Origin of the sequence: Halopenitus sp. POP-27 (assembly GCF_029889855.1) — an archaeon.
Lineage (GTDB): Archaea > Halobacteriota > Halobacteria > Halobacteriales > Haloferacaceae > Halopenitus > Halopenitus malekzadehii.
In genome coordinates this window covers 1-21,220 of the sequence record NZ_JARANU010000007.1, presented here as the reverse complement: position 1 = coordinate 21,220, position 21,220 = coordinate 1, and the positions used below count along the sequence as shown (strand labels likewise).

Annotated in this window: 17 protein-coding genes, 1 tRNA gene and 1 pseudogene; 10 read left to right on the top strand and 9 right to left on the bottom strand. The window is 67.4% G+C overall.

Features of this window, described 5'->3' with window-relative positions:
• Positions 1–59: 59 nt before the first annotated feature.
• The gene (locus tag OQF70_RS05920) at positions 60–1,067 is read left to right on the top strand and encodes a hypothetical protein (RefSeq protein ID WP_280536436.1); all 1,008 of its coding nucleotides are present in this window, start codon (positions 60–62) and stop codon (positions 1,065–1,067) included.
• 163 nt (positions 1,068–1,230) lie between these two features.
• On the opposite strand, the gene OQF70_RS05915 is transcribed toward OQF70_RS05920, so the two are convergent.
• From OQF70_RS05915 to nhaC, 4 genes are all read right to left on the bottom strand, one after another.
• A tRNA-Gly gene (locus tag OQF70_RS05915) sits at positions 1,231–1,302 on the bottom strand.
• 34 nt (positions 1,303–1,336) lie between these two features.
• On the bottom strand, positions 1,337–2,089 hold the full coding sequence (locus OQF70_RS05910; protein WP_280536435.1) for a class I SAM-dependent methyltransferase: 753 nt from the start codon (positions 2,087–2,089) through the stop codon (positions 1,337–1,339).
• A gap of 123 nt (positions 2,090–2,212) precedes the next feature.
• The gene (locus OQF70_RS05905; protein ID WP_280536434.1) at positions 2,213–3,013 is read right to left on the bottom strand and encodes a hypothetical protein; all 801 of its coding nucleotides are present in this window, start codon (positions 3,011–3,013) and stop codon (positions 2,213–2,215) included.
• 160 nt (positions 3,014–3,173) lie between these two features.
• Positions 3,174–4,583, bottom strand: coding sequence for a Na+/H+ antiporter NhaC (gene nhaC, locus OQF70_RS05900; protein ID WP_280536432.1), 1,410 nt, complete (start codon positions 4,581–4,583; stop codon positions 3,174–3,176).
• A gap of 161 nt (positions 4,584–4,744) precedes the next feature.
• Here nhaC and OQF70_RS05895 point away from each other — a divergent pair, with 161 nt between their 5' ends.
• Both OQF70_RS05895 and OQF70_RS05890 read left to right on the top strand, forming a co-directional pair.
• Positions 4,745–4,939, top strand: a complete 195-nt coding sequence (locus tag OQF70_RS05895; RefSeq protein ID WP_280536431.1) for an antitoxin VapB family protein — start codon at positions 4,745–4,747, stop codon at positions 4,937–4,939.
• Complete coding sequence (locus OQF70_RS05890) at positions 4,932–5,225, top strand: type II toxin-antitoxin system RelE/ParE family toxin (protein WP_280536430.1); 294 nt, start codon at positions 4,932–4,934, stop codon at positions 5,223–5,225. Before OQF70_RS05895 ends, OQF70_RS05890 begins: the two co-directional genes overlap by 8 nt.
• Positions 5,226–5,353: 128 nt before the next feature.
• Here the strand turns inward: OQF70_RS05890 and OQF70_RS05885 are convergent.
• Positions 5,354–5,644 (bottom strand): annotated as a pseudogene (locus OQF70_RS05885) (DUF5779 family protein); the annotation flags it as partial.
• Positions 5,645–5,999: 355 nt separating this feature from the next.
• On the opposite strand from OQF70_RS05885, the gene OQF70_RS05880 reads away from it, so the two are divergent.
• The 7 genes from OQF70_RS05880 to OQF70_RS05850 all read left to right on the top strand — a co-directional run bounded on the left by OQF70_RS05880 (position 6,000) and on the right by OQF70_RS05850 (position 14,444).
• The gene (locus OQF70_RS05880) at positions 6,000–7,160 is read left to right on the top strand and encodes a 2-isopropylmalate synthase (RefSeq protein ID WP_092817206.1); all 1,161 of its coding nucleotides are present in this window, start codon (positions 6,000–6,002) and stop codon (positions 7,158–7,160) included.
• Positions 7,161–7,530: 370 nt separating this feature from the next.
• Positions 7,531–9,405, top strand: coding sequence for a biosynthetic-type acetolactate synthase large subunit (gene ilvB / locus OQF70_RS05875; RefSeq protein WP_280536429.1), 1,875 nt, complete (start codon positions 7,531–7,533; stop codon positions 9,403–9,405).
• Between the two features lie 86 nt (positions 9,406–9,491).
• Positions 9,492–10,157 (top strand): acetolactate synthase small subunit, encoded by a 666-nt coding sequence (ilvN, locus tag OQF70_RS05870; protein WP_280536532.1) that lies wholly within the window; start codon positions 9,492–9,494, stop codon positions 10,155–10,157.
• 61 nt (positions 10,158–10,218) lie between these two features.
• Positions 10,219–11,271, top strand: coding sequence for a ketol-acid reductoisomerase (gene ilvC, locus OQF70_RS05865; protein WP_280536428.1), 1,053 nt, complete (start codon positions 10,219–10,221; stop codon positions 11,269–11,271).
• Positions 11,272–11,310: 39 nt separating this feature from the next.
• Positions 11,311–12,732 carry a 3-isopropylmalate dehydratase large subunit gene (leuC, locus tag OQF70_RS05860; RefSeq protein ID WP_280536427.1) on the top strand — a complete coding sequence of 474 codons (1,422 nt, stop codon included), beginning with the start codon at positions 11,311–11,313 and terminating at the stop codon, positions 12,730–12,732.
• Positions 12,729–13,433 (top strand): 3-isopropylmalate dehydratase small subunit, encoded by a 705-nt coding sequence (gene leuD / locus OQF70_RS05855; protein WP_092817211.1) that lies wholly within the window; start codon positions 12,729–12,731, stop codon positions 13,431–13,433. The genes leuC and leuD overlap by 4 nt, the downstream gene beginning before the upstream one ends.
• On the top strand, positions 13,434–14,444 hold the full coding sequence (locus OQF70_RS05850; RefSeq protein WP_280536426.1) for an isocitrate/isopropylmalate family dehydrogenase: 1,011 nt from the start codon (positions 13,434–13,436) through the stop codon (positions 14,442–14,444).
• Between the two features lie 60 nt (positions 14,445–14,504).
• On the opposite strand, the gene thiC is transcribed toward OQF70_RS05850, so the two are convergent.
• From thiC to OQF70_RS05830, 4 genes are all read right to left on the bottom strand, one after another.
• Positions 14,505–15,995: a phosphomethylpyrimidine synthase ThiC gene (gene thiC, locus OQF70_RS05845; protein ID WP_280536425.1), complete on the bottom strand. Its 1,491-nt coding sequence runs from the start codon at positions 15,993–15,995 to the stop codon at positions 14,505–14,507.
• A gap of 237 nt (positions 15,996–16,232) precedes the next feature.
• Entirely contained in the window at positions 16,233–18,881 is a 2,649-nt protein-coding gene (locus OQF70_RS05840) for a DUF2309 domain-containing protein (protein ID WP_280536424.1), read from the bottom strand.
• Positions 18,871–20,358 (bottom strand): proton-conducting transporter membrane subunit, encoded by a 1,488-nt coding sequence (locus OQF70_RS05835; protein ID WP_280536422.1) that lies wholly within the window; start codon positions 20,356–20,358, stop codon positions 18,871–18,873. The genes OQF70_RS05840 and OQF70_RS05835 overlap by 11 nt, the downstream gene beginning before the upstream one ends.
• A gap of 241 nt (positions 20,359–20,599) precedes the next feature.
• Positions 20,600–21,076, bottom strand: a complete 477-nt coding sequence (locus OQF70_RS05830; RefSeq protein WP_280536420.1) for a winged helix-turn-helix transcriptional regulator — start codon at positions 21,074–21,076, stop codon at positions 20,600–20,602.
• Positions 21,077–21,220: the final 144 nt, after the last annotated feature.

Here is a 21,220-nt window from a genome sequence, read left to right as displayed (position 1 = left end):
CGACGACGCCGCGATCGCGTCGCCGGAACGCCTAAGTCCGTGTCACCGTACCGTCACGTATGGCCCTCCATGCCCTCCAGGACGTCGATGACGCCCTCGAGGCGACCCGATCGTTCCTGTTCCCGCTTCGACTCGGCCGCTGGCTCAAACTCGCCCTGATCGCCTTTTTCGTTGGCGGGGGCACGAGTATGCCGACGGTACAGATCCCGGGCGGCACGAGCAGCCCCTCGGACCCCGGAACGTCGCCGCCGACCGGCGACGTCCCGATGTCGATTCCGGACGACGTCCTCCCGTTGCTCGTCGCAGGCCTCGCCGCGGTGATCGTGCTCTGGCTCGTGCTCGGCGCCGTGAGCGCGACGATGGAGTTCCTTCTCGTCGAGTCGCTCCGCCAGCGACGCGTCGCGCTGCGGGAGTACTGGGGCGCGCGATGGCGACAGGGGCTCCGTCTGTTCGGGTTTCGGATCCTGATCGGCCTGCCGATCGTCGCGCTGTTCCTCGGCTGGGTCGCGCTCTTCGTCGCCCCCCTGATGGGACTTGCCGACCCGATGATCGCGTTTCCGGTGTTCCTGATCGGGCTCGCCCTCCTGGCCGTTATCGGGGTTCTGTTCACCGTCGTTGACACCCTGACGACCGTCTTCGTGGTTCCGATCATGGTGATCCAGGATGCGGGCGTGCTGGCGGCCTGGCGGCGCCTGTGGACATCGATCCGGGTCGCCTGGAAGCAGTACCTCGCCTACCTCCTGGTGGCCGGCCTGCTCGGGATCGCGGCCAGCCTGCTCGCGACGATCGGCGTCGGGGTCGTCGCGCTCGCGTTCCTGATTCCGGTCGCCGTCCTCGCGTTCGCGGTCCAGGCGACCCTCACGTTCGCCTCCACGGTCGGCGGCGCGATTCTGGCCGTCCTCGTCGTCGTCTACCTCGCGGCGGTGTTCGTGGTCTGGCTGCTCGCACAGGCCGCGATCGTGACGTACCTCCGGTACTACGCGCTGTTCGTGCTCGGCGACGTCGAGCCGTCGCTGGACCTCATCCCGAACCAGCGTGCGGCAGTTCGGAATCCGCCGGCCGCGTAGCCGATCGACTCGCGTCGGTCCGGTCCGCCGGCATGACACCGGAGTTACCGATCGCCGGCCGAGATCTTTGCTGTGCGCGACTGATAGGGTTCAACCCCCTTGGCGCGTTCTCCCACACGGACTCACTCGTCGCTGTCGCTCATCGTTCGTAGTTGTGGGAGGATGCGCCGGCCGGGATTTGAACCCGGGTCGTTGGCTTGGAAGGCCAAAGTCATACCAGCTAGACCACCGGCGCGCATCTATGCGAAATCACCGGTGGAATAAGGACCTTACTCTTTCGAGGCGCTCCCGGCCCCGGGACGCACCGTCACGTAGCAGTTCCCGCTCGAGACCTCGAACGACTCGATCGACAGGTCGCTTGCCGCCAGATCGGTTCGGAATCCCGCCGGCGTATAAATGTGGTAAAACCGCGGCACCCGCTCCCCGCCTGGCAGCGTCCAGTCGACGGTCGTGTCGAACCCGATCGGGGTCCCCTCCACGTCGGTGACGGCTTGCACGTCCGCGTCGGCGACCGGATCGACGTCGGCGAAGCGGTCGTGGGCGGCGCTCCAGGTGCTCACGAGCGCGACACCCGCGGGGTCGAGCACACGCGCGAGTTCGTTCAGGCTCCGAATGCGCCGGCGGCGAGGCCGCAGATGGTGGATCGTCGCCACGTAGATCCCGAGGCCCGCGGTGCCCGTCGTGACCGGCAGCGCCGCGGCGTCACCCTGCAGGAACGACGCGTCGATCCCGCGATCCTCAGCGCGCGTGCAAGCCTCCCGAAGGAGCCCCCGACTCGCGTCGACGCCGAGGGCCGTCTCGGCGCGGTCGGCGAGGAGTTCGGTATGCCGACCGTTTCCACAGCCGATGTCGATCGCCCGGGTCGCGTCCCGGTCCGCGAGGAAGGATTCGACCTCCGGCCAGGCGTACTCGCGCGTCTTCGAGAAGTGGGTCGCGATCCGGTCGTAGGTTGCGATCGGGTCGTGATCGGTGAGCGCCGGGTGGGCCCTCCCTCCGGCGTCGTCGGCCGTCTCATCGCCCATCGCCATCACGTCCGAGTCGAACGAGCATACCGGCGCTCCGGGCGTTGACTTCAAATCCCCTCCGGGATGGAGACGGATCGGGACTGCCGACCCACCGGATGGCCCGGGCGATCACGCCATATCTCACGATCCGAGGACGGCCCGGAGCGCGTTCAGGTACGCTGAGGGGGCACGCCGCCGTGCGCCGGCGAGCGCGCCGGCGAGGCGGTCGCCCGCGTGTTCGTAGATCCCCTCGCCGTGGCCGACGAGGATGCGGTCCGGATCGAGCCCGCGGAGGGGCTTCCGCGGCGGGAACGGACGGAGGGCCGGGTGGACGCCGAGGCCTTCGCCCGCCGCGAGAAAGAGGCCGTTCGTGCCGACCGCCTCGGGGACGATCAACGTCGATCCGTCGAAGAGGGCGACCTCCTGCCAGGGCGGGATCGAGGTGTTCTTCACGCGGATCGCCTCGAAGCCGGTGTCCGCGAGTCGGGGGCCGAAGCGTTCGACCGGCGCGTCCAGCTCTGCGGCGACGCCGGTCATCCACTCCGGGATCCAGACGGCGACGTCGTGGCGCGTCGCGACCGCGGCGGCGTCGCGTTTGTGCCGGTCGAGACAACACACGACGCCGGCCACGTCGCCGAGGTCAGCGAGGAGGGCATCCAGCCGATCGGCGCCGTCCTCCCCCGGCGGATCGACCGGGTCGATCACCCAGACGTCGGGGACGCCACCGGTCCCACCGTCATCTCGGGCCTCCTCGTTCGGGATCGCGATCGCGTGGCTCGCGCGCTGCATCGGCTCGTCCGGATACGCGACCCACCCGATCCCGTCGGCGAACCGATCGATCACGTGGAGGCCGTGGCTGGCGTCGTCGTCGGTGCTGTTGTCGTCAGTGGCATCATCGTCAGTGGCATCGTCGTTTGTGGCGTCGCCGTCGGAGTCACTCATCGTTCCGGATACGGCTCCGAGACGCTTAAAAGCCGGTTCGAACGACGCGGTCGAACGATCCCGGCCGTCCGACTGGACCCGACTTCCCCGACTGGACCCGACTGCCCCGACTGGACTCGATCGCCCGACTGGGCTCGACCGCTTCGACCGCTCCGGTCGGCTACTCCCGGTAGGCGATCTGCCAGCCCGTGACCCCCATCACGATCAGCACGAGCGGCGAGAGGAAGCCGAAGAAGTAGAACGGGGCGTACTCGAGCGTCGCGACGCCGAGCGTTCCCGCCATGAACAGGCCCCCGCTGCTCCAGGGAATCAGCGCGCTGGTGGTGGTTCCCGAGGCCTCGATCGCCCGCGAGAGGTTCGTCGTCTTCAGCCCCTGCTCGGCGTAGAGGTTCTCGAGGGTCATTCCGGGCACGACGATGCTCACGTACTGCTCGGCCGCCAGCGCGTTCATCGAGATCGCGGAGAGGGCGGTGACGCCGGTCAGGCTTCCCACGCCGCGAACGAGCCGACCCAGGTGGTGTGCCAGAACCGCGAGGACGCCGGCCCGTTCGAGCATCCCGCCCAGCGAGAGGGCGGCGATCGCGATCGTGACGATCCACGCGCCGCCGATCAGCCCCCCGCTTGCGAGCAGTTCGTTCACGAGCGCCAGCCCCGTCTCGGGAGCCGTCCCGGACTGGGCGGTCGCCCACGCCGCGCCGAATCCGGTCCCCTGCACGGCCATCGACGTGAACACGCCCGCGAAGACGCCTGTCCCCAGGGTCGGCAACGCGGGGATTCCGTATATCGCGAGCCCGAAGGTGACGACGAGCGGGAGGAACACGACCGGGGAGACGACGTACGTGCTCTCGATCGCCGTCTGGATCTCGGCGATGCGGCCGGCGGGAATGTCCCCGCCAGCACGCAGTCCGAGGACGACGTACAGCAGCACCGACAGGCCGAACGCGACCAGCGTTCCCGCGCGCATCGCGTTGATGTGGTCGTAGAGATCGGTGTTGGTGACCGCGGCGGCGAGGTTGGTCGTGTCCGACAGCGGCGACTGCTTGTCGCCGGTGTAGGCCCCAGTGAGGATGGCGCCTGCGGTCATCGGCGTCGGGATCCCGAGCCCGGACCCGATCCCGATGAGCGCAACGCCGAGCGTGCCGGCGGTCGTCCACGAGGAGCCGACGGCGAAGGAGACGACGGCGGCAAGGACGGCCGAAACCGGGAGGAAGATCGTCGGGGTGAACAGATCCAGACCGTAGTACATCAGGCTCGGAATCGTCCCGGCGTCGATCCACGACGCGATGAGCGCGTAGACGGTGAACATGATGAGAATCACCTTCATCCCCATCAGGAGGCTGCTCGAGACCCCCTCATAGAGGTCGGCCCACGAGAGCCCGAGGTGATAGCGGGCGAACAGGCCGGTGAAGGCGATCCCCCAGAACAGCGGGAACTGCGGGTCGAGTTCGAACGCGACGATGCCGACGCTGAGAAAAAGGATCATCCCGGCGATCGGGACGAGCGCCGCCGCGAGCGACGGGCGCTCCTCCGGCGCGAGATCCTCGTAGAGACGGGGCTCGAAGTCTACCATCGGTTCACGTCGTCGTCAGCGCGCTCCGGTACAATTACCTTTTCAGTCGCGCCCGGTTCGAGAGGGAGTCACACTCAGTGAGACAGGTGGCGCGACCGTATCGGATCACCCGCGGACGGGGAACTATTAAGACGATCAGTCCTGTACGGACGTGTAGAACGATGTCGGCTGACAAGCGCATCCCGGTGACTGAGGAAACGCGGAAGGAACTCCACGAGTTGAAGGAGCCCGGACAGACGTATGACGACCTCCTGAAGGCCCTTGCCAAGCAGCGACGACGGCAGGACTTGGAACAGCGTTTCCAGAAGTTGGAGGAGGCGGACGGCGACGAATTGACGGCCCTTTCGGATGTCTGAGTACGACGTCCTGCTCGGCGACGACGCCCGTGAATTTCTCGATATCGCTGACGAGAAGACCGAACGGATCTGCAGGGATAACCTGAGCTACCTCGCCGAGAACCCGTACCCGGGACGAGGTCGTGGCGACACGGAGAAGCTTCCCATCGACGGACGACGTGACCGGTATCGAATGCATATCTCCCGGACCTACACGGCACTGTACACCGTCCTGGAGGACGAGAAGGAAGTACGCGTGCTGGAGATCACGGACATCGACGACGCCCACAAGCGATACGGATTCTGATCATCCAGCCGATCGTCCCCCGTTTCTCGGATGGTTTATGATCCGGTGTCGGTACTCTCCCTACTCTCGGTCCCTGTATTGGAAGGACGAACGGAACGCTTCGCCCGTTTATTGCGGAGAAACGATCACTCGTTCAGCCGGTCGGAGTCGATCGCGACGTCGGGCGGGGTGACGACGAGGAAGCCGCGGAAGTGCATCAGCTCGCCGTCCATATCCCGGATCTCGCGGGCGAAGCCGGCGGCGAGTTCGTTCAGATCGCCCTCGATCGACAACACCAGCGTGTTGCCGTATTCGACGTGGCGGACCCACTCGGCTGGGTCGGTTGACCCGTCGAGTACCCCGAGGACCACGTCGCCGCGGGCGTCGATCTCCTCGAGTTGGTCCTCCGCGTGTCTGAGGTCGAGATCCCAATCGCTCATACCCGGACGTCCACGCGTGACTTAAAAAGGATTCCCCCATCGCGACGGCCGACGGGGATCACGCTCGGAAACCATCGTTCGATGTTCGACGAACGGTCACTTGATATTTAACCATCGTTCCGTTTCGGCGTTCTCCGAGGCAGATCTCGAGTCGGTCATCGGTGGAATACCCGTCATCGGTGTCCAGTCGGTCGGTTGTCGACGCCGGGTTCGGACGCGCATCGGGTCGCGGATCTGGGGATCGCGGCCGTCGCGAAAAGCTTTAATAGGGTGACGGCCTCAAGTCGAAATGCGATGACACAACATACGGAGGCTTCGTCGGACACCCCGGCGGATCGAGTTCTTCCAGGGCACGATAGCTTCTAATATCGATATCGGTCCTGTTCGAATTTTCGACACGACGTTACGAGACGGTGAACAGTCACCACGCACGTCCTTCAGTTACGACGAGAAACGACGCATAGCGTCCACGCTGGACGCGATGGGGACCCACGTCATCGAGGCTGGCTTCCCGGTCAACTCCGAGGCGGAGTTCGAGGCCGTCAGCGACATCGCGGCCGCGACCGACGCCACGGTCTGTGGGCTGGCACGCGTCGTCGACAAGGACGTGGAAGCAGCGATCGACTCGGGTGCGGAGATGGTCCACGTGTTCGTCTCCACGAGCGACGTCCAGCTCGAGGACTCGATGCACGCGACCCGCGAGGACGCGGTCGAGCGCGCCGTCAACAGCGTTCGCCGCGTCAAGGAGGCGGGCGTGGAGTGTATGTTCTCGCCGATGGACGCCACGCGCACCGACCCCGAGTTCCTGATCGAGATCGTCGAGGCGGTCTCGGAGGCCGGCGTCGACTGGATCAACATCCCGGACACCTGCGGGGTCGGCACGCCGACCGCGTTCGGGAAGACGGTGAAGGCGGTCGTCGAGGCCACCGACGCGCGCGTCGACGTCCACACCCACGACGACTTCGGGCTGGCGACGGCCAACGCGCTGGCCGGCTTCGAGAACGGCGCCCACCAGGCGCAGGTCTCGGTCAACGGCATCGGCGAGCGCGCCGGCAACGCCGCCTACGAGGAGGTCGTGATGGCCGCAGAGTCGGTCTACGGCGTCGACACCGGGATCGACACGACCAAGATCATCGAGCTGGCCCGGATCGTCGAGGACGCCTCGGACATCCCGGTGCCGGCGAACAAGCCCGTGGTCGGACGCAACGCGTTCTCCCACGAATCCGGAATCCACGCCGCCGGCGTCATCGAGAACGCCGACACCTTCGAACCCGGCGTGATGACCCCGGAGATGGTCGGAGCCGAACGCGAGTTCGTGCTCGGGAAACACACGGGAACCCACGCGGTGCGGAAACACCTGAACGAGGCCGGCTTCGACCCGACGGACGCCGAGGTCCGGACGGTCACGAAGCGGATCAAAAAGCAGGGCGCGAACAAGCGGCGCGTCACGGCTGGCGACGTCGAGCGGTTCGCGGAGGAGGAGGGCATCGAACGGCACGAGGAGGTCACGGTCTGATGACCCCCGCCGTGTCGGCGTTCGCTCGGCAGCGACAGCCTCGCTCGAACCGCCATCGAGACAGATTTATGGTGGTTCGGCGACATCGCTCAAGTGATGCGCCGACACGGCACCCGACCACTGCGGCTTCGCGACCTCGAGACGCTCGCGAGCCGCCGGCTCGGAACGTTCCGTGTCACGCCGATCGTAGGGGCATAAGCCCCGTCTATCCCATCCTTCTTCCGACTCGACGCACCGTTTCGACGACCGGATCGACCGGCCCGACCGAACCGGTCGGACCGACTGAACCGGTCGAACCGATCGACCACGCCGATCCGATCCGGTCACCCGATTCCGACCACCACACGGCACCACCGACACGACACCAGCAATGACCACTCGAGACGAACCGACCGACGGCGAGGAGACGGCCGCAGCCGCCGGCTCGGCCGACGCAGGCGAACCGACACACGAACCACCGTCCGATGCCGCGACCGACGGCGGCACCGCTGCCGCTGAGACCGACGCCGGCGCCGAGGAGACCACGGAGGCAGCCGCGACGCGCACCCCAACGACCGGCGCCGAGTCGGTCATCGCCGCCCTCGAAGCGGCCGGCGCCGAGACGGCCTTCGGCGTGCAAGGCGGGGCGATCATGCCCGTCTACGACGCGCTGTACGCCTCCTCGGTCCATCACGTGACGATGGCCCACGAGCAGGGCGCCGCCCACGCCGCCGACGCCTACGGCGTCGTCTCCGGCGAGACCGGCGTCTGCCTGGCCACGTCCGGCCCGGGCGCGACGAACCTGGTCACCGGGATCGCCGACGCCTCGATGGACTCGGACGCGCTGCTGGCGCTGACCGGCCAGGTCACCACGGACCTCGTCGGCAACGACGCGTTCCAGGAGACCGACACCATCGGCGTCACCGCACCGGTGACGAAACACAACTACTTCGCGAGCGGGACCGACACCGTCGGCGATACCGTCGGCGAGGCGTTCGCCTACGCCGAGACCGGCCGACCGGGGCCGACGCTCGTCGACCTGCCGAAGGACGTCACCCTCGGGGAGACCGACCGCACCCCGAAACCCCCGGAACCGCCGGCCGGTGCAGAGGTCGACCCCGAGGCGAACCCTGAGGCGGTCGAGCGTGCCGCACGCGTGATCGAGGCCGCCGACCGACCCCTCTGCCTGTTCGGCGGCGGCGTCATCAAGAGCGACGCCAGCGACCAGGCACGCCGGTTCGCCCGCGACCACGGCATCCCCGTGACGACCACGATGCCCGGGATCGGGTCGTTCCCCGAGGACGACCCGCTCGCGCTGTCGTGGGCGGGGATGCACGGCACCGGCTACGCGAACATGGCGATCACCCACACCGACTGCCTGATCGCGGTCGGGACGCGTTTCGACGACCGGCTGACCGGCGGGATCGAGACGTTTGCGCCGGAGGCCGAGGTCATCCACATCGACATCGACCCGGCCGAGATCTCGAAGAACGTCCACGCCGACCACCCGCTGATCGGCGATGCGGGGTCGGTCCTCGAACAGCTGATCGCCGCGATCGACGATGACCCCGACGCCGAGGCGTGGCGCGAGCAGTGTGCCGACTGGACGGAGGCGTACCCGATGACCTACGCGATGCCCGAGGACGAGCCGCTCAAGCCGCAGTTCGTCGTCGAGGCGTTCGACGAGGCGACCGACGACGACACGATCGTCACCACGGGCGTCGGGCAACACCAGATGTGGGCCGCCCAGTTCTGGACGTACACGGAGCCACGCACGTGGGTCTCCTCACACGGGCTGGGAACGATGGGCTACGGCGTTCCCGCTGCGGTCGGCGCACGTCTCGCGGCCGATACCGCCGGTGAGACCGACCGCGACGTGGTCTGTTTCGACGGCGACGGCTCCTTTTTGATGACGATCCAGGAGCTGTCGGTCGCGGTGCGTGAGGACCTGAACATCACGTTCGCGGTCCTCAACAACGAGTACATCGGGATGGTTCGCCAGTGGCAGGACGCCTTCTTCGAGGGGCGCCATATGGCCTCCGAATACGGGTGGATGCCCGAGTTCGACAAGCTCGCCGAGGCGTTCGGCGCGAAGGGCTGGGCCGTCTCCGAGTACGACGCCGTCGCCGACACGATCGAGTCGGCGCTGGCCTACGACGGGCCGTCGGTCATCGACTTCCGCATTGACCCTGCCGAGAACGTCTACCCAATGGTGCCGAGCGGCGGCGCGAACGGGAAGTTCGCCCTCTCGGAGGAGCAACTATGAGCGGCGCCGACGACCCGACGCCGAACAAGCCGGACCCCGGATCGACCCATCGGGACACCCGCGGGAAGAACGCGGACAGGCCCGGAATGCCCGGACCAGCACCGGAGGAGCGGCCCCATCCGGAGGGTCGACGAAACAGCCAGGGGATCCGCATCGACCCCGCCGTCGAGGCGGAACACGAGCCGCGGCGGGCGACGATCTCCGCGCTGGTCGAAGACGAGCCCGGCGTGCTCTCACGCGTTTCCGGGCTCGTCTCGCGGCGCCAGTTCAACATCGAGAGCCTGACCGTCGGTCCGACCACGGTCGAGGGCCACTCCCGGATCACGATGGTCGTCGAGGAATCGGATCCCGGAATCGACCAGATCGAGAAACAGCTGGCGAAGCTAAAACCCGTCATCTCCGTGGGTGAACTCCACGATGACGCGGTCTCGGCCGAGCTTGTCCTGTTGAAGGTTCGTGGTGAGGAGCCGGACAAGGTCCACGCGATCACGGAGATGTACGGCGGCCAGACGCTCGATGCCGGCCCGCGGACGATCACCGTCCAGCTGACCGGCGACGAGCGGAAGATCGACGACGCGATCGATGCCTTCGAGCAGTTCGGCATCATCGAGATCGCCCGGACGGGCCAGACGGCCCTCTCACGCGGCGACACGCAGACGGTGCCGGGCGAGGAGCCCGGCACCTCGGGTGAACCGACCAGCCACGCGACGGACGTGGGTGAAACCACACAGCAACCCTATCACGATCCGTGACGAGCGGGTCGCGACACGATCCGTAACCATAACCACACGCGACGACAGCGATCAACACACAATGACGAACGACACACCCTTCGACTCGAACGTATATTACGAGGACGACGCCGACACGGCCCAGATCCTCGAGAAGACCGTCGCCGTGCTCGGCTACGGCTCCCAGGGCCACGCACACGCACAGAACCTCGCTGAAAGCGGCGTTGACGTCGTGGTCGGCCTGCGTGAGGATTCCTCCTCGCGATCCGCTGCCGAGGCGGACGGACTCGACGTCGAGACGCCGGCCGAGGCGGTCGCGCAGGCCGATGTCGTCTCCGTGCTGGTCCCGGATACGGTCCAGCCTGACGTCTACGAGAACGCGATCGAGCCTAACCTCGACCCCGGCGACACGCTCCAGTTCGCTCACGGGTTCAACATCCACTACAACCAGATCCGACCGCCCGAGGACGTCGACGTGACGATGGTCGCGCCGAAGTCACCGGGCCACCTGGTCCGCCGGAACTACGAGAACGACGAGGGAACGCCCGGCCTGCTGGCGGTCTATCAGGACACGACCGGAACGGCCACCGAGGAGGCGCTCGCGTACGCGGCCGCGATCGGCTGTGCGCGCGCCGGCGTCGTCGAGACGACGTTCCGCGAGGAGACCGAGACCGACCTCTTCGGCGAGCAAGCCGTCCTCTGTGGCGGCGTCACCTCGCTGGTGAAACAGGCCTACGAGACGCTCGTGGAGGCGGGCTACTCCCCGGAGATGGCCTACTTCGAGTGTCTCAACGAGCTGAAGCTCATCGTCGATCTGATGTACGAGGGCGGACTCGGCGAGATGTGGGACTCCGTCTCCGACACCGCCGAATACGGCGGGCTCACGCAGGGCGACGTCGTCGTCGACGAGCACGCCCGCGAGAACATGGAGCAGGTCCTCGAGCAGGTCCAGGACGGCACCTTCGCCCGCGAGTGGATCGCGGAGAACCAGGCCGGTCGACCCTCCTACACCCAGCTGCGCGAGGCCGAGCGCACCCACGAGATCGAACAGGTCGGCGAGGAGCTGCGGGCGCTGTTCGCGTGGGCCGAAGAGGAGGCCGACGAGGAGACGGAGGCAGTGACCGCTGATGACTGAGCGGACGACCGACCCCCGACGGACCGAGGTGACTGCCGTATGAGCGACGGAACGCTCTACGACAAGGTGTGGGACCGCCACAAGGTGACGGAGCTGCCGACCGGACAGGACCAGCTGTTCGTCGGCCTCCACCTCGTCCACGAGGTCACGAGCCCGCAGGCGTTCGGGATGTTGCGCGAGCGGGACACGCCGGTCGCGTTCCCCGAACGCACGCACGCGACCGTCGACCACATCGTCCCGACCGGCAACCGCGATCGGCCCTTCGCCGACGACGCGGCGGAGACCATGATGGCGGAACTCGAGGAGAACGTCCGCGAGGCGGGCATCGAGTTCTCCGATCCGGACTCGGGGAACCAGGGGATCGTCCACGTCATCGGCCCCGAGCAGGGACTCACCCAGCCCGGAATGACGATCGTCTGCGGCGACTCCCACACCTCGACGCACGGCGCCTTCGGCGCGCTGGCGTTCGGGATCGGCACCTCCCAGATCCGCGACGTCCTCGCGACCGGCTGCGTCGCGATGGAGAAACAGAAGGTCCGGAAGATCGAGGTCACCGGCGAGCTCGGCGACCACGTCACCGCAAAGGACGTCATCCTGACGATCATCCGGAAACTGGGCACCGACGGCGGCGTCGGCTACGTCTACGAGTACGCCGGCGAAGCCATCGAGGACCTCGGGATGGAGGGTCGGATGTCGATCTGCAACATGTCGATCGAGGGCGGCGCCCGCGCGGGCTACGTCAATCCCGACGAGACCACCTACGAGTGGCTGCGCGAGACGGACGCCTTCGCCGACGACCCCGAGCGATTCGCGGCGCTCAGATCCTACTGGGAGTCGATCGCCAGCGACGATGACGCCGAATACGACGACGTCGTCACGATCGACGGCTCCGAGATCGAACCGACCGTCACGTGGGGAACCACTCCCGGGCAGGGCGTCGGCGTCACCGAGCCGATCCCGGCCCCGGAGGACCTGCCGGCCGACAAGCAGGACACCGCGCGGCGCGCCCAGAAGCACATGGGCGTCGAGCCCGGCGAGACGATGAAGGGCTACGAGATCGACGTCGCCTTCCTCGGGTCGTGTACGAACGCCCGGCTGAAGGACCTGCGGGAGGCGGCCGCGTTCGTGAAGGGCCGCGAGGTCGACGACGACGTGCGCGCGATGGTCGTTCCCGGCAGCCAGCGCGTCCAGCGGGCCGCCGAGGCGGAGGGCCTCGATGAGGTCTTCACCGAGGCCGGATTCGAGTGGCGCGAGCCCGGCTGTTCGATGTGTCTCGGGATGAACGACGACCAGCTGCAGGGCGACGAGGCCAGCGCGTCCTCCTCGAACCGCAACTTCGTCGGCCGACAGGGCTCGAAGGACGGTCGGACCGTCCTGATGAGCCCGACGATGGTCGCAGCGGCGGCGGTGACCGGCGAGGTCACCGACGTCCGCGAGATGGAGGAGGTGGTGTCGGTATGAGCGGATCCGACGCCGACGTCGACCACGAGAGCTTCGCCGAGGGCGAGGCACCCGCCGAGAAGGTGACGGACGTGTCCGGAACCGGCATCCCGGTTCGGGGCAACGACATCGATACCGACCAGATAATCCCGGCCCGGTTCATGAAGGTCGTCACCTTCGATGGGCTGGGGCAGTTCGCCTTCTTCGACCAGCGGTTCGACGACGAGGACAACGAGAAGGACCACCCGTTCAACGAGGAGCAGTACCAGGGCGCGAACGTCCTGGTGGTCAACGCCAACTTCGGCTGCGGCTCCTCGCGTGAACACGCCCCCCAGGCGCTGATGCGCTGGGGGATCGACGCGATCGTCGGCGAGTCGTTCGCCGAGATCTTCGCGGGCAACTGCCTGGCGCTCGGCATTCCGACGGTGACCGCCGACACCGAGTCGATCGAGGCGCTACAGGACTACGTCGCGGCCAACCCCGACGCGGAGCTGCACGTCGACGTCGAGAACGAGCGCGTCGCGTACGACGACGAGGCGATCGACGCCACCGTCAACGACGCCCAGCGGAAGGCGCTCGTCGAGGGTGTCTGGGACACGACGGCGCTGATGGGCGCCAACGCGAGCGCGGTTCGTGAGACCGCACGATCGCTGCCGTACGTGCCCGAGGAGGACGTTCCCGCCGCCGATGGCGGACACGACCGCCCGACGGGGGACGACTGAATGAGCGAGGAGATCGTCGTCATCGAAGGCGACGGGATCGGCCAGGAAGTGATCCCTGCCGCCGTCGAGGTGCTCGACGTGGTCGCGGAGACGTCGGACGCCGTCGATCCGTTCGAGTACGTCGAGGCCGGCGCGGGCGACGCCGTGGCGGCGGAGACCGGCGAGGCGCTCCCCGAGGAGACCTACGAGCTGGCGGCGAACGCGGACGCGACGCTGTTCGGCGCGGCGGGCGAGACGGCGGCCGACGTCATCCTCCCGCTTCGGGAGGCCGTCGGCTCGTTCGTGAACGTGCGACCGGCACGCGCATACCCGGGCGTCGACGCGGTGCGGCCGGAGACGGACGTCGTCTTCCTCCGTGAGAACACCGAGGGCGTCTACGCCGGCCACGAGGACCGGCTCTCGGAGGACCTCTCGACGCTCACGCGCGTGGTCACGGGGTCCGCCTCGCGGCGATTGGCGGAGTACGCCTGCGAGTTCGTCGCCGACGGGCGCGGTCCGAACCACCGGGACGGGTTCACCGTCGCGCACAAGGCGAACGTGATGCGCGAGACCGACGGCCGGTTCCGCGAGGAAGTCCTCGCGGTCGCCGAGGAACACGGGGTCGAGGCCGACGAGGAGCTGATGGACGCCTTCGCGACCAAGCTCCCGCTCGACCCGAGTCAGTACGGGGTCGTCGTCTGTCCGAACCTGGCGGGCGACGTGCTCTCGGATCTGGCCGCCGGGCTGGTCGGCGGGCTGGGGCTCCTCCCGTCGGCGAACGTCGGAGCCGACAACGGCCTCTTCGAGCCGGTTCACGGCAGCGCGCCCGACATCGCCGGCGAGGGTGTCGCGAACCCGACGGCCGCGATCCTGTCGGCCGCGATGCTGCTGGAACACCTCGGCTACACGGCGGACGCCGACCGCGTCCGCGCGAGCGTCGAATCGGTGCTCGCGGACGGCCCGCGGACCGGCGATCTCGGCGGTGCCGCGAGCACGACCGAGATGACCGACGCGATCGTCGACCGGTTGTAGTCGGTCACGCAGGCTCGTTTTCTCACGTCGTCGGCGCCTTCCATCCGGACTGTCGTCCCATCAGTCGTCGGCGCGCCCCGATTCCGGCGTGAACGTGACGCCGTCGATCTCGATCGATTCGGGAACCCCGCTTGCGTCGTGGGATCCGACCGGCGGCAGGTTCGTCGTCGCGGCCTCCGAGGCGGTCAGGTCGGGACCGGTCGAGCCAGCCGGGTCGTCCGCCTCCGAAGCGTCGTCGCCGATCGGGGTCATCTCGCCGTCCTCGCTGGCGGCGCGGGCATCCTGGTCGATGCGCATCGAGCAGAACTCGGCGCCACACATCGAGCAGAACCGGGCCTCCGTGTAGTTGTCACCGGGCAGGGACTGGTCGTGGAACGATCGGGCACGATCCGGGTCGAGCGCGAGCTCGAACTGGCGGGTCCAGTCGAAGTCGTAGCGTGCTGCCGACAGCGCGTCGTCCCAGTCGCGTGCGCCGGGCTGTCCGGTCGCCACGTCGGCGGCGTGGGCGGCGATCCGGTAGGCCGCAAGCCCCTCGCGGACGTCCTCGCTCGTCGGCAATCCGAGGTGCTCCTTCGGCGTCACGTAACAGAGCATCGCCGCGCCGGCGCGGGCGGCCTCCGTCGCGCCGATCGCGCTCGTGATGTGGTCGTAGCCCGGCGCAATGTCGGTGACGAGCGGTCCAAGCACGTAGAAGGGTGCCCCGTCACAGACGGCCTGTTGGCGCTCGACGTTGGCGGCGATCTCGTCCATCGGGACGTGGCCGGGCCCCTCGACCATCACCTGCACGCCGTGGCTCCAGGCCGTCCGCGTCAGCTCCCCCAGCGTGTCGAGCTCGGCGAACTGCGCCTCGTCGCTCGCGTCCGCCAGACATCCCGGCCGGAGGCCGTCCCCCAGCGAGACGGTGACGTCGTGTTCGTTGAGGATCGAACAGATATCCTCGAAGGAGGTATACAGCGGGTTCTGTGCGCGGTTCGTTTCGATCCACTGGGCCAGGATCGATCCGCCACGCGAGACGATCCCGGTCGTCCGGCCGTCCGTCAGCGGCAGGTGCTCCAGGAGGACGCCGGCGTGGATCGTCATATAGTCGACGCCCTGTTCGGCCTGCTTCTCGATGACGTCCAGCAGCAGGTCTCGGGTGATCGATTCCGGATCGCCGGCCCGTTTGACCGCCTCGTAGATCGGAACGGTTCCGACCGGCACGGGCGAGTGAGCGACGTTCGCCTCACGGACCGCGTCCAACCTCGATCCCGTCGAGAGGTCCATCACCGTGTCGGCGCCGTGGTGGACCGCCGTGTGGAGTTTCTCCAGTTCCCCCTCGAGGTCGCTGGTCGTCTCGCTGGTGCCGATGTTGGCGTTGACCTTCGTCGAGAACTCCCGACCGATGATCATCGGGTCGAGTGCGTCGTGGGCGTGATTCGACGGGATCACCGCCTCCCCGTCGGCGATCCGCGATCGGACGAACTCCGGGTCACGGTTCTCGCGCTCGGCGACGCGTTTCATCTCCGGAGTGATCGTCTCCGACCGCGCAGCTTCCAGTTGCGTCTTGGGCATATATAACCCAGTAATATTACTTGATAATAACTTCTGGGATCCCGGATTCACGGACCGTTTTGCCGATCGAGTCGACGAACGCTTCCCCACCAACGAGCAGGAAAGGACTGGAACGGGAAAAGAGAGGACTGGAACGGGGCAGGAAAGGACTGGACGGGATGGTTCCGTCGGGAGACGCCGAGCCGGAATTGAGCATCACCGAACCACACCGAACCGCACCGAACCACACCGAACCAGTTAGCCGTTCGTCGCGATGACGGGAGCAGCCGACTCCGCCCGGGAGTTTCGGGCACGTTCGGTCTCCGGCGTTTCCTTCAGGCCCACCTCGTTCCACTCGAGGTCGGTGCCGTAGTGGAACGCGCGGTGGTCCCGTGTCGGGTCGACGACCGTCAGCGAGAGCCAGTCGTTGTCCAGCAGTTCGGCCACGTCCTCGTTTTCGGCCAGGACGGCGGTGACGCGGTCGACCGGCGCGTGAACGACCGTCGAGAGGCGGAGCGGCTGGTGGTGCGGCTCGTCGTCGGCAGCCAGCAGCGACTGCAGCGGGAGGCCGGTCATCAGGTCGCCCCCGTTGCCCTGGTAGACGCCGATGTTTCCGACGGGGTTCTGGGTGATCTTCGACCCGCCGCCGTAGACGGCGTTGTCGACCGTCGAGAAGTAGTACTGGGCGTTGATCCACTGGGTGACGACCAGCGGACCGGTGACGATCGCTTCGAGCGCCTCCCCGTCGGGGTCGGTCGACCAGTCGTACGAGTGGAGGAACGCGCGGCCATCGAGGTCGACGTCGCTCGTCAGGTCACGGGGTCCGATGACGAAGCCCGCGTTGCCGGCCAGCCCCCACTCCGGACGCGTCTCGGCCCAGTCGGCGGCGCGGCGTTCGGTCTCACTCACCGCCGTCGCGGCATCATCGTCGGCGCCCATCGACGCGACGCGCTCGGCGGCCGCGTTCTCGCGTGCGACCGCGAGGTCATCGCGCAATCGCTCGAGGTCGTCGGCGTGACTCTCGGGGACGTCACCGTCGTACAGCTCGATCTCGTCGGTCGTCGTGTTGTGTTGCCCGGCGAGGAAGACGGTATCGTCCGGGACGTCGTGGCCACGGTCGCGAAGCGCGGCCCTGACGTCGTCATCGTTGCAGATCATCGCGAGGACGCGGGCGTTCGGCCCGCCGGGATTGCCGGCACAGGCGCCACAGTCGAGGCTCGCCTCGTAGGGGTTGTTGGCGGTCTCGCTGGCGTGGCCCGTGAAGACGACGAGGCGACCGAACCGGTCCCAGCCCATCAACTCGAAGGCGGCGGCCGCGTACTCGACCTTCTCCTCGGTCGTCATTCCTACCGGGAGATCGCTGCTGTGGTCGTCGGCGCCGGCGGTGGTGTGGTCGTTGGTGCCGGCGGTGGCGTCGCCGGCCGCGCCGACGCCGGTGTCCCCGGTGTCGACGAGCGGCTCACAGAACTCGTGATCGTCCGGGACGGTTTCGTCGGCCGTCTCGAACAGGTCCCGAACGCGCCCGGGGACGAGCGTCCGGGCCGCAAGCGAGAGACCGTAGCCGCTGCCGGCGGTCTCGACGTAGCCGTAGGCGGTGGCGGCGTTGGCCTCCAGAGTTTCGATCACCTCGTCGGCAGCCGCACGGATGCTCGACCGGCGGTCGTGCCGTTCCCGGGTGGCGTCGTCGGCCGGCAGATCGGCGACGTGGTGCTGTGGATCGACGATCGGCGGGCAGGAGTCGATCGAGACGTCGGCGTCGTAGGCCCGGTACTCCATCGGAATCCCGAAGAAGCCGGCGTAGCCGTGGGTCTCGTAGTCGCCCGTCGCCTCGATGTGGCGACGGATGATCTCCGAGCGGGTGTCGATGCAGAAGACCAGCTGTGCGTCCGGGCGGTCCGCTGTGTCCGGGCGGTCCGTGGTTCCGTCGTCGGTCGTCGATCGGTCCTCTTCGCCGATGGTCGCCGATCGACTCTCCCCGTCGTCGGCCATCGACCGACTCCCCTCGGCGACCGTCTCGACGAGCTCGCCGCGGTAGGTCGCCTCCCAGGCACGGAGGAACGCCCCGGCGAGTTCCTCCGCCGGATGTCGCTCGTCCACGTCGGTCGAGGGCTCGATGTCGGCGTCGACGGCATCAAGCAGCGCCAGACGCGCGGCGAGGTATTCTGCAAGCGAGATCGGATATGCCGATTGCCAGGCGCCATCGTCCGCGGCGCGTTGCTTGATGAGGCCGGTCCATCCCGGCAACGCAGCCAGCTGCTCCTCGAAGATGGCTTCCCACTGCCGTTGCGGGTACGGCTCAAGGACCGTCTCGATGGTCTCGATCGGCGTCTCGGGGAGGTCGGTTACGATCCCCGCGTCGGGGACGTTGCCGTCGTGAGGGAACGTTTCACGGACGGCGACGTAGAACCCCGCTTCGCGGTTCGGCATCGACCAGTGGGCGACACCCTCCTCGAGGAAGGCCGACAGCCACTTCGTCAGCACCCGATCGACGTGGTCCGTGGCGGCATCCCCGTCCGCCGTCTCGGCGTCGACTGCATCGGTGGCACCATCACCGTCACCGACGTCGCCGGCGGTCGCGCCACTGCCGGTCGCCGTGTCGCCATCAGTGGCGTCAGCCATCCGGTCGAGCAGCGTCTCGGGGTCGTCCTCGTAGCCCGCCTCGGCGAGTTCGGCGTCGAGTTTCTCCGGGTCTATCTGGCCGCGGTTCAGCGCCGTTCTAAACGTCTCGGCGCTGGGGTAGCCGCGACCCCCGAACAGGGCGGCTGCCCGCCCGACCGCCTCGCCGAACGGCCGGTCCTCGAGCCCGGAAAGCGGGTTGGCCGTCACGAACGAGTGGATCGGCCAGCGGGAGCCGACGACGGTCGCTGCCTCGTCGATCGCGTTGTGGATCGTGTCGTTAGTACTCATTGTAGTCCTCCGTGGACGTCAGGACGGTGTCCGCCGACGGTTGGGTCGCGTTCAGGAGCGCCACGTAAAGCCGGCGGCTACGTTCGTGGATGCCGGTCTCGATGGCGACGTAGATGCCGATGAACCCGACGGTGATGACTCCGTGGATGGGGGTCAACGCGGTCGTCGCCGTCGGAACCGTCAGAAGCCCCGTGACGCCCTTATAGACCACGGCGTAGACGACGATCGCCGGGAAGAAGACCGCGGGGACGGCGACGTAGCGGGCCATCGCCGACAGCGAGGTGTGCTGGATGGCGCTGCGAGCCGCGTGGAGCGTCGTGAACACCACGAAGACGGTCAAGAGGAGGCCGCTGTCGACGCTCGTCCCCTTCCCCGTCAACACCGCGAACACCGCCCCGCCGGCGAAGCCGGTGAGCACCGCCACGATGGCGCCGACGGCGCTCGTGGTGCCCCCGACCGTATGCTCGGTGGTCCCGGTCGGGCGGGTGCGTTCGACCTGCTCGCCCGAGCTGAGGAACTGGTAGGCCTTGTAGAACCCGTGGAGGATGAGATGGGTGATCGCGGCCCCGAAGAACCCGAGGCCGACCTGCATGATCATGAATCCCATCTGGCCGACCGTCGAACAGCCGAGCTTGCTCTTGACGTCCGTCTGGACGGACTTCAGGAGTTTCCCGCCGATGGCGCTGGCTCCGCCGATGGCGACCACCGCGAGTAGAAACGTCGGGTCGACCGTGATGACCGGAGCGAAACGAGTCAACAGGATCCCGCCCGCGTTGACGAACCCGGCGTGCATCAGCGCCGACGCCGGCGTCGGCGCGGTCATCGAGGAGAGCATCCAGGTGTGGAACGGGACGAGCGCTGACTGGATCATCGCCGCGAGCACGAGCGCGCCGGCGGCGAGTAGCCACACGGGGCCACCGAGCGTGTCGGCAGCCGTACCGATCCCGGAGACCGTCGTCTCACCGGTCGCCCACCACAGCGTCACCAGAGCGATCCCGAGGATCGCGCTGCTGGCGAGGAAGTACCTGCGGGCGACCGCCGCCGCCGCCCGTGCCTGCTTCCAGCCGCGGATGGTCCCGATGAGCGCCGCCATCAGCATCCCCATCGCCAGCCAGAGCAGTCCGAACAGGGCGATGTGGTCGGCCGCGACCAACCCCAGTACGGCGACCGTGAAGCCGAACGTCGTGAGGAAAAACGTCGTTTCGTGGACGCTCCCGGCCAGATAGCGGCGCGAGTAGCTGTGGACGATCCCGCTGAAGAAGGTGACGACGACCCACATCAGGGTGGTCAGTCCGTCGATGGCGATCACGCCGGCGATCTCCCAGACGCCACCGAACCGGATCCGGATACCGAGTACGGTGATGCTTGCCACGAACAGCGTCCATACGACCCACGTTACGACGGCGGGAGCGGGCAACGATCCCGGCGTCGTGTCCGGAAGCGCGCCGATCGTCGGTTTCGAATCGTTTCCTGACATCGTTCGGTCCATCACACGACCATCCCGGCAACCGTACCGATCCCGGCGTCCGTTTCTGGTCGTCTCTACCCGACAGTAAGAACAGAATGTGCATTAAACCTGTCTATATTCACAGATAGTTCGTGAGTTATGGATTATAGAACATTATGTTTATCCTTCCCCTCGGCTCGTCTCGGGTCCCTGACCCGTCGGATTCGGATCCGGTCGGATCCTCGATCGTCACCGATCAGCACTTCGATCGTCACTCGTCCGATTTTTCGGGGTCGAACCGGCCGAACGGGGTCGTCTCGTGGGTCCGCACGAGGACCTCGTCGGCGACGGTGAGCCCCATATCCAGCAGTTCCTGCGCGACGGGCGTGATGTCGTCGTCGGATTCGCCGACGACCGTCACGAGGAGGTTCTGTTCGCCGGTGACCAACTCCTGGACCGAGACGACGCCGTCGATCGCCAGCACATCCGCGATGAGGTCGCCGCGGTCGGGTATCGACGCGGTACAGTAGAGCAACATCCGGAGCGGATATCCGGATTTCTGGTAGTCGACGCTGGCGCTGTATCCCTTGATCACGTCCTCCGACTCGAGCCGCTGAATGCGCTTGCGGACGGTGCTGTCCGAGGTGTCGGTCCGTTCCGCGATGTCTCCGGACGACATGTTTCGGGCATCCTCCTGTAGCGCGTACAGGATCGCCCTGTCGACGTCGTCGATGTCCCCGTCAGTCATACCCACGTATCGACGACACAGCCACTTTACCTTTGTACGTTGCTCGGGGGGCGACCGCCACCACCGACCCACCACCGACTGGCCGCCATTACCGACCGCCACCAGTCTCATATACACTTCTGACGCTGCCGACTGTGCCCATAG